The sequence below is a fragment of the Bradyrhizobium sp. SZCCHNR2028 genome (assembly GCF_032380995.1).
GTDB lineage: Bacteria > Pseudomonadota > Alphaproteobacteria > Rhizobiales > Xanthobacteraceae > Bradyrhizobium.
On record NZ_JAUHJF010000001.1, the window covers coordinates 151,699 to 166,047 of the forward strand.

14 protein-coding genes are annotated in these 14,349 nt (G+C 65.4%); all 14 read left to right on the plus strand.

Annotated features, from left to right (window positions below):
* The first annotated feature begins 94 nt into the window (after window positions 1–94).
* The 14 genes from QX121_RS00715 (at window position 95) to QX121_RS00780 (ending at window position 14,296) form a co-directional block, all read left to right on the plus strand.
* Window positions 95–886: an aldolase gene (locus QX121_RS00715; protein ID WP_315810903.1), complete on the plus strand. Its 792-nt coding sequence runs from the start codon at window positions 95–97 to the stop codon at window positions 884–886.
* A gap of 65 nt (window positions 887–951) precedes the next feature.
* Window positions 952–1,269, plus strand: coding sequence for a septum formation initiator family protein (locus tag QX121_RS00720; RefSeq protein WP_315738186.1), 318 nt, complete (start codon window positions 952–954; stop codon window positions 1,267–1,269).
* A gap of 198 nt (window positions 1,270–1,467) precedes the next feature.
* Entirely contained in the window at window positions 1,468–2,490 is a 1,023-nt protein-coding gene (pdhA, locus tag QX121_RS00725) for a pyruvate dehydrogenase (acetyl-transferring) E1 component subunit alpha (RefSeq protein WP_315810904.1), read from the plus strand.
* 29 nt (window positions 2,491–2,519) lie between these two features.
* Window positions 2,520–3,917 (plus strand): pyruvate dehydrogenase complex E1 component subunit beta, encoded by a 1,398-nt coding sequence (locus QX121_RS00730; protein WP_315756685.1) that lies wholly within the window; start codon window positions 2,520–2,522, stop codon window positions 3,915–3,917.
* A 12-nt stretch (window positions 3,918–3,929) separates the two neighbouring features.
* Window positions 3,930–4,235, plus strand: a complete 306-nt coding sequence (locus QX121_RS00735) for a DUF5076 domain-containing protein (protein ID WP_015666657.1) — start codon at window positions 3,930–3,932, stop codon at window positions 4,233–4,235.
* Window positions 4,236–4,237: 2 nt separating this feature from the next.
* A complete protein-coding gene (locus tag QX121_RS00740; protein WP_315810905.1) occupies window positions 4,238–5,581 on the plus strand; it encodes a pyruvate dehydrogenase complex dihydrolipoamide acetyltransferase in 1,344 nt (447 codons plus the stop codon).
* A 39-nt stretch (window positions 5,582–5,620) separates the two neighbouring features.
* On the plus strand, window positions 5,621–5,860 hold the full coding sequence (locus tag QX121_RS00745) for a hypothetical protein (RefSeq protein ID WP_315756683.1): 240 nt from the start codon (window positions 5,621–5,623) through the stop codon (window positions 5,858–5,860).
* A gap of 32 nt (window positions 5,861–5,892) precedes the next feature.
* On the plus strand, window positions 5,893–7,314 hold the full coding sequence (gene lpdA / locus QX121_RS00750; protein ID WP_315810906.1) for a dihydrolipoyl dehydrogenase: 1,422 nt from the start codon (window positions 5,893–5,895) through the stop codon (window positions 7,312–7,314).
* Window positions 7,315–7,451: 137 nt separating this feature from the next.
* The gene (locus QX121_RS00755; protein ID WP_315810907.1) at window positions 7,452–8,693 is read left to right on the plus strand and encodes a threonine synthase; all 1,242 of its coding nucleotides are present in this window, start codon (window positions 7,452–7,454) and stop codon (window positions 8,691–8,693) included.
* A gap of 91 nt (window positions 8,694–8,784) precedes the next feature.
* Window positions 8,785–9,756, plus strand: coding sequence for a tripartite tricarboxylate transporter substrate binding protein BugD (locus QX121_RS00760; protein WP_315810908.1), 972 nt, complete (start codon window positions 8,785–8,787; stop codon window positions 9,754–9,756).
* A 234-nt stretch (window positions 9,757–9,990) separates the two neighbouring features.
* Entirely contained in the window at window positions 9,991–11,715 is a 1,725-nt protein-coding gene (gene ilvD, locus QX121_RS00765) for a dihydroxy-acid dehydratase (RefSeq protein WP_315774988.1), read from the plus strand.
* Between the two features lie 19 nt (window positions 11,716–11,734).
* Window positions 11,735–12,529 carry a tetratricopeptide repeat protein gene (locus tag QX121_RS00770; RefSeq protein ID WP_409999300.1) on the plus strand — a complete coding sequence of 265 codons (795 nt, stop codon included), beginning with the start codon at window positions 11,735–11,737 and terminating at the stop codon, window positions 12,527–12,529.
* 41 nt (window positions 12,530–12,570) lie between these two features.
* Window positions 12,571–13,047, plus strand: coding sequence for a GNAT family N-acetyltransferase (locus QX121_RS00775; protein ID WP_315738175.1), 477 nt, complete (start codon window positions 12,571–12,573; stop codon window positions 13,045–13,047).
* 199 nt (window positions 13,048–13,246) lie between these two features.
* A complete protein-coding gene (locus QX121_RS00780) occupies window positions 13,247–14,296 on the plus strand; it encodes a substrate-binding domain-containing protein (RefSeq protein ID WP_315810910.1) in 1,050 nt (349 codons plus the stop codon).
* Window positions 14,297–14,349: the final 53 nt, after the last annotated feature.

Sequence of the window (14,349 nt, forward strand, 5' to 3'; positions counted from 1 at the left end):
GGTATGATCCGGGCAGGGCGTTGACGCGCCTTGCCCGATCCGTTTCAAGGCAGTGCCGGATCTGCGCAAGGATGCGCATTGCCAAGGAAGCATGATGGCCCATTCGTTCACACCCGCGTCGTCAGTGAAGCCCGGCCCGAACCAGCCGGATCTCGACTCGGAGGCGGTCTGGCAGGCGCGGGTCGATCTGGCGGCCTGCTTCCGGATGGCCGCACGGCATGGACTCGAGGAGGGCATCTGCAACCACTTCTCGGCGCTGGTGCCCGGCTATGACGACCTCTTCATCGTCAATCCCTACGGCTACGCCTTCCGTGAGCTGACGGCCTCGAAGCTGTTGGTTTGCGATTTCGACGGCAACGTCATTGCCGGCGACGGCCGCCCGGAGGCGACCGCGTTCTATATCCACGCCCGCATCCACAAGGCGCTGCCGCGCGCCAAGGTCGCGTTCCATACGCATATGCCGTATGCCACCGCGCTCTCGATGACCGAAGGCGATCCGCTGATCTTCGCCGGGCAGACGGCGCTGAAATTCTATGGACGAACCGCCGTCGACGCGAACTACAACGGGCTGGCGCTCGACGCGCGCGAGGGGGACCGCATCGCCGGGGCTGTCGGTGATGCCGATATCGTCTTCATGAAGCATCACGGCGTCATGGTTCTGGCGCCGACCATCGCCGAAGCCTGGGACGATCTCTATTATCTCGAGCGCGCCTGCCAGGTTCAGTGCCTGGCGCTGTCGACCGGGCGCAAGGTGGTGCCGGTCGCGCCCGACATCGCCGAGGCCGCCTATCGCCAGATGCGGGAGGGGGATGCGGAATCGGCGCGGCTGCATCTCGAAGCGATCAAGCGGACGCTCGACGCCGAGGAGCCCGCCTATCGGGCTTGAGCGCGTAGCGGCACGGCGGGCTCAGGGTTAGCGTTTCCTTAACCGGGGCGCCGCATTCTCGGGCCATGGTCTCCCGCGCGCGTCTCAAATCCTTCCTGACCGGGCTCGCCCTCTACACGATGGCGGCGGCCATCATCGGCTATTTCGGCATCAACGCCTATACCGGACGGTACGGCCTGACCGCGCGTCAGGAGCTCGACCAGGAGATCATTGCGCTCACCTCCGAGCTCGCCCGGTTGAAGCAGGAGCGGGCGGAGGGTGAGAAGCGCGTATTGCTGCTGCGCTCCGACCGGGTCGATCCCGACATGCTCGATGAACGCGCCCGTTTTCAGCTCGGCTATGCCAACCCTCGTGATCTGATCCGGATCAATCGGCCGCAGTGACGCGTGTCCCTTCGCCGCGGTGCCTAAACTTTAGCAGGCCGTGGCGTCAGGAATTTCAAAAACGCGCTCATCAGCATTCGTTTATTTCGCGCTCGTTTGCAGTGCGGCAAAGCAAAATGAACCGCAATTCACGCAGTCCTTTTACGTGCCTTGGAGTTGAGCTAGAGAGAGCTACTTTTTCTCTCATCCGGAATTGCCATGGCCGCACCCAAGAAAACCGCCGCAAAGGAACAAGGGCAGGACAGAGACAACGGCCCGCCGCCGGAATTCACCAGAGAACAGGAATTGGCCGCGCTGCGCGACATGCTGCTGATCCGTCGCTTTGAGGAGAAGGCGGGTCAGCTTTATGGCATGGGTGCGATCGGCGGTTTCTGTCACCTCTACATCGGGCAGGAGGCTGTGGTCGTCGGCATGCAGATGGCGCTGAAGCCGGGCGATCAGGTCATCACCGGCTATCGCGATCACGGCCACATGCTGGCGACCGGGATGGATGCCAAGGGCGTCATGGCCGAGCTCACCGGGCGCCGCGGCGGCTACTCCAAGGGCAAGGGCGGCTCCATGCACATGTTCAGCATGGAGAAGAACTTCTTCGGCGGCCACGGCATCGTCGGCGCCCAGGTCTCGCTCGGGACCGGCCTCGCGCTCGCCAACCGCTACCGCGGCAACGACTCGGTCAGCATTGCCTATTTCGGCGACGGCGCGGCAAATCAGGGGCAGGTCTATGAGAGCTTCAACATGGCGGAGCTCTGGAAGCTGCCGGTGATCTACGTCATCGAGAACAACCGCTATGCGATGGGCACGGCCGTGTCGCGCGCCTCGGCGCAGACCGACTTCTCCAAGCGCGGCATCTCCTTCAACATCCCGGGCGAGCAGGTCGACGGCATGGACGTCCGCGCCGTGAAGGCTGCCGGTGAGAAGGCCGTCGCGTGGTGCCGCGAGGGCAAGGGCCCGTACATTCTGGAAATGCAGACCTATCGCTATCGCGGCCACTCGATGTCCGACCCGGCCAAGTATCGCACCCGCGAGGAAGTCGAGAAGGTGCGTCACGACCAGGATCCGATCGAGCAGGTGCGCAACCGCCTGCTGGCGGCCAAGGTCACCGAGCAGGATCTCAAGGCGATCGACGCCGACGTGCGCATGATCGTCAACGAGGCCGCCGATTTCGCACAGGCCGATCCCGAGCCGGATGTCGCCGAGCTCTACACCGACGTTTACCGTTAAGCGCAGACGCTGTTTTGTCCGGAGCTGATATGCCAATTCAAGTTTTGATGCCTGCGCTGTCGCCCACGATGGAGAAGGGCAATCTCTCCAAATGGCTGAAAAAGGAAGGCGAGGCGATCAAGTCGGGTGACGTGATCGCCGAGATCGAGACCGACAAGGCCACGATGGAGGTCGAGGCGACCGACGAGGGCACGCTCGGCAAGATCCTGATCCCCGAAGGCACCGCCGACGTCGCGGTCAATACGCCGATCGCGACCATCCTCGCGGACGGCGAGACCGCGGCCGATCTCGGCAAGGCCGCAGCACCTGCGGCCGAGACGAAGGCTGCGCAATCGGCGCCGCCGTCCGAGCCAGCCGCAGCCACGCCGGCCGCGCCCGCGCCGACCGGCGTGGCTGCGCCGCAGAGCATCGCTCAGCCCGATCCCGAGGTGCCCGCCGGCACCGAGATGGTCACGCAGACCATCCGCGAGGCGCTGCGCGACGCGATGGCCGAGGAGATGCGCCGCGACGGCGACGTCTTCATCATGGGCGAGGAGGTCGCCGAATATCAGGGCGCCTACAAGGTCACCCAGGGCCTGCTGCAGGAGTTCGGCGCCCGCCGCGTGATGGACACGCCGATCACCGAGCACGGCTTCGCCGGCATCGGCGTCGGTGCCGCGATGGCCGGCCTGAAGCCGATCGTCGAGTTCATGACCTTCAACTTCGCCATGCAGGCGATCGACCAGATCATCAACTCCGCAGCCAAGACGCTCTACATGTCCGGCGGCCAGATGGGCTGCTCGATCGTGTTCCGCGGCCCGAACGGCGCGGCGGCGCGCGTTGCCGCCCAGCACAGCCAGGACTACTCGTCCTGGTACTCGCACGTGCCCGGTCTGAAGGTGGTCGCGCCGTATTCGGCGGCGGACGCCAAGGGCCTGCTGAAGGCGGCGATCCGTGATCCGAACCCGGTGATCTTCCTCGAGAACGAGGTGCTGTACGGTCATTCCGGCGAGGTGCCGAAGCTCGACGACTACGTGATTCCGATCGGCAAGGCGCGCATCGCGCGCGCCGGAAAGGACGTGACGATCATCGCGTGGTCGAACGGCATGACCTATGCGCTCAAGGCCGCCGACGAGCTCGCCAAGGAGGGCATCGAGGCCGAGGTGATCGACCTGCGCACCCTGCGCCCGATGGACACGGAGACCATCGTCGCCTCGGTCAAGAAGACCGGCCGCGCCGTCACGGTGGAAGAGGGTTGGGCGCAGAGCGGCGTCGGTGCCGAGATTGCCGCGCGCATCATGGAGCACGCCTTCGACTATCTCGATGCGCCGGTCGTCCGCGTGTCCGGCAAGGATGTGCCGATGCCGTATGCGGCCAACCTCGAGAAGCTCGCGCTGCCGTCGGCGGCGGAGGTCGTGCAGGCCGCCAAATCCGTCTGCTACCGCTAAGGGAAAGCCCAGATGGCCGGACCCAAGGAGCAGCCATTGCCGCCGGACGTCATCGGCCGCGAGGACGCCACCGAAGTGTTGCGCGCCTTCGTGCTCGATGGCGGGCTCTCGATCGCCTTCCAGCGCGCCTTCGAGGAGCCCGACGTGTGGGGGCTGCTCCTGGTCGACGTCGCCCGCCATGCTGCGCGCGCCTATGCGCGCGAGAGCGATTATTCCGAAGACGAGGCGCTGCAGCGCATCGTCGAGATGTTCGAAGCCGAGCTGGCTCGGCCGACCGACACGGGCACCACCAGCCCCAGGTCGAAACAAGGTCACTGATCATGCCGATCAACATTCTCATGCCCGCGCTGTCGCCGACGATGGAGAAGGGCAACCTTGCTCGTTGGCTCAAGAAGGAAGGCGACCAGGTCAAGTCCGGCGAGGTCATCGCCGAGATCGAGACCGACAAGGCCACGATGGAAGTCGAGGCGGTCGACGAAGGTACGCTCGCCAAGATCCTGGTGCCGGAAGGCACGCAGGATGTACCCGTCAACGACGTGATCGCGGTGCTCGCCGGCGAGGGCGAGGACGTCAAGGCGGCCGGCAGCGCGCCGGCGGCCGCAGCTCCCAAGCCAGAAGCAAAGCCCGCTGCCGCAGCGGCAGCCGCTCCTGTCGCCACGCCTGCGCCGAAGCCGGCCGCAGCTCCTGCTGCTCCCGCGCCCGCCGCTGCGCCGCAGCTGAACGGCCACGCCCGCATCTTCTCGTCGCCGCTGGCGCGCCGTCTCGCCAAGGATGCCGGCATCGATCTCGTCCGCATCACCGGCACCGGCCCGCATGGCCGCGTCGTCGCGCGCGACGTCGAGGAGGCGAAGTCGGGCAAGGGCCTCAAGGCCGCGCCGTCAGCAGCGCCCGCTGCGGCAGGCGCCCCCGCGCTCGCGCCCTCGATGTCAGACAAGCAGATCCTGGCGCTGTTCGAGCCGGGCTCCTACGAGGTCATCCCGCATGATGGCATGCGCCGCACCATCGCGCAGCGCTTGACCGCGTCGGTGCAGAACGTCCCGCACTTCTACCTGACGATCGACTGCGACATCGGCAAGCTCTTGGCCGCGCGCGAGGAGATCAATGCGGCGGCGCCGAAGGACAAGGAGAAGAAGCCGCTCTACAAGCTCTCGGTCAACGACTTCGTCATCAAGGCGATGGCGGTGGCGCTGCAGAAGATCCCGAACTGCAATGTCAGCTGGACCGAAGGCGGCATGGTCAAGCACAAGCATTCCGACGTCGGCGTCGCCGTGGCGATGCCGGGCGGCCTGATCACGCCGATCATCCGCAAGGCCGAGACCAAGACCCTGTCGGCAATCTCCGGCGAGATGAAGGATTTTGCCGCGCGTGCCCGCTCGCGCAAGCTGAAGCCGGAGGAGTATCAGGGCGGCACCACAGCCGTGTCCAACCTCGGCATGTACGGCATCAATCACTTCACGGCCGTGATCAACCCGCCGCATGCGACGATCCTCGCGGTCGGCACCTCCGAGGAACGCCCGGTGGTGCGCAACGGCAAGATCGAGATCGCGAGCATGATGAGCGTGACCCTGTCGTGCGATCACCGCGCCATCGATGGCGCGCTCGGCGCCGAGCTGATCGGCGCGTTCAAGCAGCTGATCGAGAATCCCGTGATGATGATGGTGTGATGTTGCTTTGCGGAGTGGGATGGCAAACGGGGCCAGCGCATGCGGATCAGAACGCGGTGGCCCTGGATCACGGCACTGGTAAGCGTCGCGCTGCTCGCCAACCCGCTCGGGATCGACGTCATCCATTCTGCTTTCTTCTCCGGCGAGGCGCTGTCGCGCGGCATCTGGGCGCCAATCGTGCTCGCCGGATTCGCGATCTGCGCTGTGCTGATGCTGCTGGAGGCAATTGTTCGAGCCTTGATCTGGCGACGTTCCGTCGGCAGCACCACGACCATCTGATTTCCAACTGCTTCAGTTGAATGGGAGCCGTAATGGCCGACACATCCTTCGACGTCATCATCATCGGCTCCGGCCCGGGCGGCTACGTCGCCGCGATCCGCGCAGCCCAACTCGGGTTCAAGACCGCGATCATCGAGAAGTCCTACCTCGGCGGCATCTGCCTGAACTGGGGCTGCATCCCGACCAAGGCGCTCTTACGCTCGGCCGAGATCTATCACTACATGCAGCACGCCAAGGATTACGGCCTCTCTGCCGAGAAGATCTCCTACGATCCGAAGGCGGTGGTGCAGCGCTCGCGCGGCGTCTCCAAGCGGCTGAACGACGGCGTCGGCTTCCTGATGAAGAAGAACAAGGTCCAGGTGATCTGGGGGCGCGCCGCGATCGATGCACCCGGCAAGATCACGGTGACCAAGTCGGATGTCGAGGCGCCCAAGGGCGCGCTGGGCGAGGGCGTCTATCAGGCCAAGCACATCATCGTCGCGACAGGCGCGCGGCCGCGCGTGCTGCCGGGCCTCGAGCCGGACAAGAAGCTGGTCTGGACCTATTTCGAGGCGATGGTGCCGGACAAGATGCCGAAGTCGCTGCTGGTCGTCGGCTCGGGTGCGATCGGCATCGAGTTCGCCTCGTTCTTCAGCACCATGGGCTCCGAGGTCACCGTGGTCGAGGTGCTGCCGCAGATCCTCCCCGTGGAGGACGCCGAGATCGCAGGCCTTGCCCGCAAGCAGCTGGAGAAGCAGGGCCTCAAGATCATGACCGGGGCCAAGGTCACCAAGCTCGACAAGAAGAGCGACAGCGTGGTGGCGACGATCGACGACGGCAAGGGCAAGACGGAGTCGGTCGAGTTCGATCGCGTGATCTCGGCGGTCGGCGTGGTCGGCAACATCGAGAATCTCGGGCTGGAGAAGCTCGGGGTGAAGACCGACCGCGGCTGCATCGTCATCGACGGCTACGGCAAGACCAACGTGCCCGGCCTCTACGCGATCGGCGACGTCGCCGGTCCGCCGATGCTGGCGCACAAGGCCGAGCATGAGGGCGTGGTCTGCATCGAGGCCATCAAGGGCCTGCATCCCCACCCGATGGACAAGAACCTCATTCCAGGCTGCACCTATTGCCATCCGCAGGTCGCTTCCGTCGGGCTCACCGAGGCCAAGGCCAAGGAGCAGGGCCGCGACGTCAGAGTCGGCCGCTTCCCCTTCGTCGGCAATGGCAAGGCGATCGCGCTCGGCGAGGACCAGGGCCTCGTCAAGGTGATCTTCGACAAGAAGACGGGACAGCTGATCGGCGCCCACATGGTCGGCGCCGAGGTCACCGAGCTGATCCAGGGCTATGTCGTGGCGATGAACCTCGAAACGACAGAGGAAGAGCTGATGCACACGGTGTTCCCGCATCCGACGCTGTCGGAGATGATGAAGGAAGCCGTGCTCGACGCCTACGGCCGCGTGCTGAACATGTAGTCTCGTTTTCCGTCGTCATGCGCGGGCTTGACCCGCGCATCCATCGCGCTTCTGGAACGTTCGCGAAGAGGATGGATTGCCGGGTCAAGCCCGGCAATGACGGATGCAACCAGACGGGCCAACCTGAAAGTCCTGCCGTGAAATCCAGCGACAATCTCACCATCGAGCGTCCGACCTTCGTCACCCACCTCGAATGCGCGATGGAGGGCGATCATTATCCGGCGGACCAGGTCCACAACCTGTCCAAGGCCGGCAAGCCGCTGCTGGTGCGCTATGATCTCGCCGGCGTGAAGCAGGCGTTGACCAAGGACGCGCTGGCGCAGCGCCCCGCCGACATGTGGCGCTATCGCGAGCTGCTGCCGGTGCGCAAATGCCAGGACATCGTCAGCCTCGGCGAAGTGATGACGCCGCTGATTGGTCTGCCCAAGCTCGCCAGGAAGCTCGGCAGCGGCGAGATCATCGTCAAGGATGAGGGCCGGCTGCCGACCGGCTCGTTCAAGGCGCGCGGCCTCGTGATGGCGGTGTCGATGGGCAAGGCGCTCGGCATCAAGCACATGGCGATGCCGACCAACGGCAATGCCGGTGCTGCGCTCGCGGCCTACGCGACCTCCTGCGGCATCAAAACCACGATCTTCTGTCCGGCCGATACACCGGAGGTGAACGTCAGCGAGATCGAGCTGCAGGGCGCGACCGTCTACCGCGTCAACGGCCTGATCGACGATTGCGGCAAGATCGTCGGCGAGGGCAAGGCCAAGGTCGGCTGGTTCGATACGTCGACCCTGAAGGAGCCCTATCGCATCGAGGGCAAGAAGACGATGGGCCTGGAGCTCGCCGAGCAGCTCGGCTGGGACGTGCCCGACGTGATCTTCTATCCGACCGGCGGCGGCACCGGCCTGATCGGCATGTGGAAGGCGTTCGACGAATTGGAGAAGATCGGCTTCATCGGCTCGAAGCGCCCGCGCATGGTGGCGGTGCAGGCCTCCGGCTGCGCGCCGATGGTGCGCGCCTTCGAGCAGGGCGTCGAGCATGCGACGCGCTGGGAGGATGCTCACACCATCGCGTCCGGCATCCGTGTGCCCCAGGCGGTCGGTGATTTCCTTATCCTGCGCGCCGTCCGCGAGAGCAAAGGTTTCGCCATCGCGGTCGATGACGAGAAGATTTCATCTGCGCTCAGCGAAGTCGCGCGCGAGGAGGGGCTGCTGTTGTGCCCGGAAGGCGCGGCGACCTATGCCGCCTACAAGCAGAGCCTGGCCGACGGACGCGTGACGAAAAACGATCGCGTCATGCTGTTCAATTGCGCGACAGGACTTAAATATCCGCTGCCGCTGGTCACCCGGACGCTCGATCGTCACCAGCCGATCGACTTCGGGCAGTTCTAACTAACAAAACAGCACCGCGGCCTCGAGCACATGCTCCGGCGCAGACGCATTCGCGTCTGTGACCGGCGCGTGCGACACAAGGGAGGACGTGATGCGACGAGCTCTTTGCGCCGTGCTGTTTGCGTGCCTGGCTCTGGCGGTGCCAGCGCGCGCCGACACCTACCCCTCGCGCGCGATCACCGTGATCGTGCCGTTCGCCGCCGGCGGCCCATCGGATGCGATGATGCGCATCCTCGCCGAACACATGAAACGGACGCTCGGCCAGCCCGTGCTGGTCGAGAACGTGACCGGCGCGGGCGGCTCGATCGGCGTGGGACGCGCGGTGCGCTCGAAGCCCGACGGCTACACCGTGAGCTTCGGCCATCTCGGCACCCACGTCGCGAACGGCGCCGTCTACCGGCTTGGCTATGACCTCGAGGCCGATCTCGAGCCGGTCGTGCTGCTGCCGAGCAATCCGATGATCATCGTCAGCAGGAACAACATCCCGGCCAAAACGCTGCCGGAGTTTCTCGCCTGGGTGACGTCGCAGCCGAACCCCGTATCGGCCGGCACGGCGGGCAACGGCTCCGGCAGCCACATCGCAGGCCTCTATTTCGAGCAGGTCACCGGCCTCAAGCTGCAATACGTGCCCTATCGCGGCACGGGGCCGGCGATGAACGATCTCGTCGCCGGCCAGATCGATCTGATCGTCGACCAGACCTCCAACGCCATCAACCAGGTCCGCGCCGGCACGATCCGCGCCTACGCCGTCACGGACGCCAAGCGCCTCGATTCCGCGCCCGAGATCCCGACCACCGATGAAGCCGGCCTGCCGGGCTTCCACATGACCCTGTGGTCGGGACTCTGGCTCCCGAAGGGCGTCAGCAAGGAGATCGTCGACACGCTCAATGCGGCCGCGGTGGCTGCGCTGGATGAGCCGGATGTGAAAAATCAGTTGAAAAACCTGGGGTTGCAGATGCCGGCGGCGGACCAGCGCAGCCCGGCCGCCCTTGGAACCCTGCAGCGCGCCGAGATCCATAAATGGTGGCCGATGATCCGAGCCTCCGGGGTGGTGCCCGAGTAGCTTCCGCTCTCCATGTTAACCGAGGATGGTTGCGCCTCGGCCACGAATGTTGCGACGTCGCCACAGTTTACGAAGTTTTGGTAACAATCTCCGGCGCTCCGCAAACGCGCCGCTTTTTAGCCACACCTGGTCGTGAAATACTTTGATCAGAACATAACCAGTGCGTGTGAGGCTGCCGAAAATCCATTTCTAGGATTTTAGCGTTCTCCTCAGCACCGGGAGGCCAGAACAGCGATGGACGCGAAGACCGACATCAAGCGCAGGCTGCCCAGCCGTCATGTGACGGAAGGGCCCGAGCGTGCGCCGCATCGGTCCTACCTCTACGCGATGGGCCTGACCACGGCCCAGATCCATCAGCCCTTCGTCGGCGTCGCCTCGTGCTGGAACGAGGCCGCGCCCTGCAACATCGCGCTGATGCGGCAGGCCCAGGCGGTCAAGAAGGGCGTGGCGCATGCGGGCGGCACGCCGCGCGAATTCTGCACCATCACCGTGACCGACGGCATCGCGATGGGCCATGACGGCATGCGCTCGTCGCTGCCGTCGCGCGAGGCGATCGCCGATTCCGTCGAGCTGACGATTCGCGGCCATTCCTACGATGCGCTGGTCGGGCTCGCCGGCTGCGACAAATCGCTGCCGGGCATGATGATGGCGATGGTCCGGCTCAACGTGCCTTCGATCTTCATCTATGGCGGCTCGATTCTGCCGGGCAATTTTCGCGGCCAGCAGGTCACGGTGCAGGACATGTTCGAGGCCGTCGGCAAGCATTCGGTGGGTGCGATGTCGGACGAGGACCTCGACGAGCTCGAGCGCGTCGCCTGTCCATCCGCCGGCGCCTGCGGCGCCCAGTTCACGGCCAATACGATGGCGACGGTCTCCGAGGCGATCGGGCTGGCGCTGCCTTATTCGGCCGGCGCCCCGGCGCCTTACGAAATCCGCGATTCGTTCTGCATGACGGCTGGCGAACAGGTCATGGAGCTGATCGCCGCCAATATCCGCCCGCGCGACATCGTCACGCGAAAATCCCTGGAGAATGCCGCTGCGGTTGTGGCGGCGTCCGGCGGGTCGACCAATGCTGCGCTGCATCTACCTGCGATTGCACACGAGGCGGGCATCAAGTTCGACTTATTCGACGTCGCCGAAATCTTCAAAAAGACACCTTATATCGCGGATTTGAAGCCGGGTGGCCGCTATGTCGCCAAAGACATGTTCGAGGCTGGTGGCATTCCGCTCTTGATGAAGACGTTGCTCGACCATGGCTATTTGAACGGCGACTGCCTCACAGTCACCGGCCGGACGATCGCCGAAAACCTCAAAGGCGTGAAGTGGAATCCGCACCAGGACGTGGTGAGGCCGGCCGACCAGCCGATCACTGCAACCGGGGGTGTCGTCGGTCTGAAAGGCAATCTCGCGCCGGAGGGCGCGATCGTGAAAGTCGCGGGCATGTCGAACTTGAAATTCTCTGGGCCGGCCCGCTGCTTTGATCGGGAAGAGGACGCCTTTGACGCCGTCCAGAAGCGCACCTATCGCGAAGGCGAGGTGATCGTCATTCGCTACGAGGGGCCGCGCGGCGGTCCGGGCATGCGGGAAATGCTGCAGACGACGGCGGCGCTGACCGGGCAGGGCATGGGCGGCAAGATCGCGCTCATCACCGATGGCCGGTTCTCGGGCGCGACCCGCGGCTTCTGCATCGGCCACATCGGACCAGAGGCGGCGGTCGGCGGAACGATCGCTCTGGTCGAGGATGGCGACATCATCGAGATCGACGCCGAGGCGGGTATCCTTAACGTGAAGTTGAGCGATGCCGAGCTGGCGACACGCAAGACCAAGTGGACGCCGCGTGAGACGCATCACACGTCAGGTGCACTTTGGAAATATGCCCAGCAGGTGGGGCCGGCCGTGGCGGGCGCCGTGACTCACCCAGGTGGTGCGCAAGAGAAGTATTGCTATGCGGACATCTGATCGGATCATTTTCGCATTGATGCTGGGGGTTGCCCCGCTCGCGTTGCCGACGCCATCGTTCGCGTTCGATGGCGCTCCGGTCAACCAGGAGCCGGCGATCCCCGTGGCTGGAGCTCAGGCCGGCGCGCTGCGCAAGGCGTTGCCTGCGACCACGTCCTCCACGTCGCCCACGCAGTCGCTGACGGCGCTGCAATACGCGGCGGAGGAAGGTCACCCGGTTGCGCAGTTCAAGCTCGGCCGCATGTATGCGGCTGGCGATGGCGTTGCGCGGGATGACATGCGCGCCTTCGACTATTTCAGCCGCATCGCCAATGCGCATGCGGAGGACAGTCCGTCGGCGCCGCAGGCGCAGATCGTCGCCAATGCCTTTGTCGCGCTTGGCCGCTATTACCTGAGCGGCATCCCCAACACGAAGGTGAAGGCCGATCCGGATCGCGCGCGGGAGATGTTCTCCTATGCGGCGTCCTACTTCGGCAATGCCGACGCCCAATACGACCTGGCGCGGATGTACCTGAAGACGGCGGATGCCTCGCGCGACGACTTCCGCTATGGCGCGCGCTGGCTTGGCCTCGCCGCGCAGAAGGGCCAGCATCAGGCCCAGGCGCTGCTCGGCCAGATGCTGTTCAACGGCGACCGGCTGCCGCGCCAGCCGGCGCGCGGCCTGATGTGGCTCACCTTGGCGCGCGACAGCGCCGGTGCGGACGAAGCCTGGATCAAGGAGAGCTACAACCGCGCCTTCGCCAAGGCCTCCGACGATGACCGCGCCTCGGCGCTGCAGATGCTCGAAAGCTGGGTGCAGGGCAAGCGCGAGTAGCAGGAGCGCATCGCGTTCCCTCCGTTCGAGAGAGGGATTGAATGGTCATTCGCGATGCGACACCGGAAGACGCAACGGCGGCCTGCGAGATGCTGCGGGCATCCATCATCCAACTGTGCGTGGCTGATCACCGCGGCGATCCCGACATCCTTGGCCGCTGGCTCGCCAACAAGACGCCGGACAACGTCGCGACCTGGGCCGACGGGCAAGGCCGGTCGCTGTTGGTGGCGGTCGAGGAGGGGGCGATTCTCGCCGTCGGCGGGCTCGCGCACCCCGGCGAGATCACGGCCAACTACGTGTCGCCGCAGGCGCGCTTTCGTGGAATCAGTTCGGCGCTGTTGGCGGAGCTGGAGCGCCGGGCGATGGCACTGGGCGCCCGCGACGTCGCGCTGCTCAGCACCGAAACGGCGCACCGATTCTATCTTGCCCGCGGCTACGCCGATGTCGGCGTGCCCGCCGGCAAGTTCGGCACCGCGGCCTCCTATCCAATGAGCAAGACGCTCGCCACCGCGCCGTGAGTCGCGGGCCACGGTGAGACATCAAGGCCACGGTAGCGGCTGCCCAAGGAGTGGGCGATGACGCGCCGATGTTTTGACCAGCGTCAGGTTCCAGAACCAAAATCGGCGATCTTTGGTACACGAACGACCCCGATGACGCCAAAACGCGCTTGGCACGATTCGTGAGTGCAATTCCTCTGCAACAGCAGAGGCGGCACGTTTGCGCAGCGTTCGGATCGGCCTGATCATTCCTCAGCGCGGCTCGGCAGGGTTGTGGGCGCCCTCCGCCGAAGCCTGCGGGCGGCTGGCCGTGACCGAGCTGAACCAGGCCGCCGGCATCCGCCGCCGACAGGTCGAGCTGATCGTGATCGACGCCGGCGCGACCGCCGCCAGTGCGGGCCGGGCTGCGGTCGAGGCGGTCGACGAGCTCGCCGTCGACGGCCTCGTCGGCATGCTGCCGAGCTACGCGCGCGATCCTGTCGCGCAAGCCGCGCGCGGCCGCGTGCCGTTCGTCTACACGCCCCAGTTCGAAGGCCTGTCGGCGAACAGCGACGTGATGACCACGGGCGAGACCGCCGGCGAATTGCTGGGGCCGGCGGTGCAGTGGCTCTCGGAGGTCAAGCGCGCCAGGCGGTTCTTCCTCTGCGGCAACGACTACATCTGGCCGCGCTCGTCGCTGCAGATCGCCAAGCGGCTGATCGCGCGCTTCGGCGGCACGGTGACCGGCGAATGCTACGTGCCGGTCGGCGTCCACGATTTCGACGAGATGCTCGACCGCATCAAGACCACGCGCAGCGACGTGGTGCTGCCGGTCTTTCTCGGCTTCGACTGCATCGCCTTCAGCCGCGCCTTCTGCGCCGCCGGGCTCAGCCGCCACGTTCTGCGCTTCTCCTCGGCCTTCGACGAGACCATCGTCTATGGACTCGACAGCAGCGAGACCGAGAACGTCTACGTGGCGTCGAGCTATTTCGCCTCGCTGCGGTCGCGCAACAACGGCGCGTTCCTCGAGCGCTACTACACGGCATTCGGCGACAATCCGCCGCCGCCCAACGGCTACGGCGAATCCTGCTACGAGGGCATTCACGCGCTCGCCGCGCTGATCGAGCGCGCCGAGAGCTTCGACGCCCGCAACCTCAGGCGCTTCTACGGACGCACGCTGCAGCGGCGCACGGCGCGCGGCAACGAGGCGCAGCCGGTGGTTGGCGGACGCCACCCGATCCATCTCGCCGAGCTGGACGGCTACGACTTCGCGGTCGTCGCGTCGCGTTAGCGCAGGGCGCTTCCTAAAAACACTTGCCTTTTCAAATATTGTCATTTTAAATT

Bases quoted from the DNA above. Each gene is read 5' to 3' on its own strand.
- QX121_RS00715 (WP_315810903.1), top strand. From the start codon at position 95: ATGGCCCATTCGTTCACACCCGCGTCGTCAGTGAAGCCCGGCCCGAAC.
- QX121_RS00720 (WP_315738186.1), top strand. From the start codon at position 952: ATGGTCTCCCGCGCGCGTCTCAAATCCTTCCTGACCGGGCTCGCCCTC.
- pdhA (WP_315810904.1), top strand. From the start codon at position 1,468: ATGGCCGCACCCAAGAAAACCGCCGCAAAGGAACAAGGGCAGGACAGA.
- QX121_RS00730 (WP_315756685.1), top strand. From the start codon at position 2,520: ATGCCAATTCAAGTTTTGATGCCTGCGCTGTCGCCCACGATGGAGAAG.
- QX121_RS00735 (WP_015666657.1), top strand. From the start codon at position 3,930: ATGGCCGGACCCAAGGAGCAGCCATTGCCGCCGGACGTCATCGGCCGC.
- QX121_RS00740 (WP_315810905.1), top strand. From the start codon at position 4,238: ATGCCGATCAACATTCTCATGCCCGCGCTGTCGCCGACGATGGAGAAG.
- QX121_RS00745 (WP_315756683.1), top strand. From the start codon at position 5,621: ATGCGGATCAGAACGCGGTGGCCCTGGATCACGGCACTGGTAAGCGTC.
- lpdA (WP_315810906.1), top strand. From the start codon at position 5,893: ATGGCCGACACATCCTTCGACGTCATCATCATCGGCTCCGGCCCGGGC.
- QX121_RS00760 (WP_315810908.1), top strand. From the start codon at position 8,785: ATGCGACGAGCTCTTTGCGCCGTGCTGTTTGCGTGCCTGGCTCTGGCG.
- ilvD (WP_315774988.1), top strand. From the start codon at position 9,991: ATGGACGCGAAGACCGACATCAAGCGCAGGCTGCCCAGCCGTCATGTG.
- QX121_RS00770 (WP_409999300.1), top strand. From the start codon at position 11,735: ATGCTGGGGGTTGCCCCGCTCGCGTTGCCGACGCCATCGTTCGCGTTC.
- QX121_RS00775 (WP_315738175.1), top strand. From the start codon at position 12,571: ATGGTCATTCGCGATGCGACACCGGAAGACGCAACGGCGGCCTGCGAG.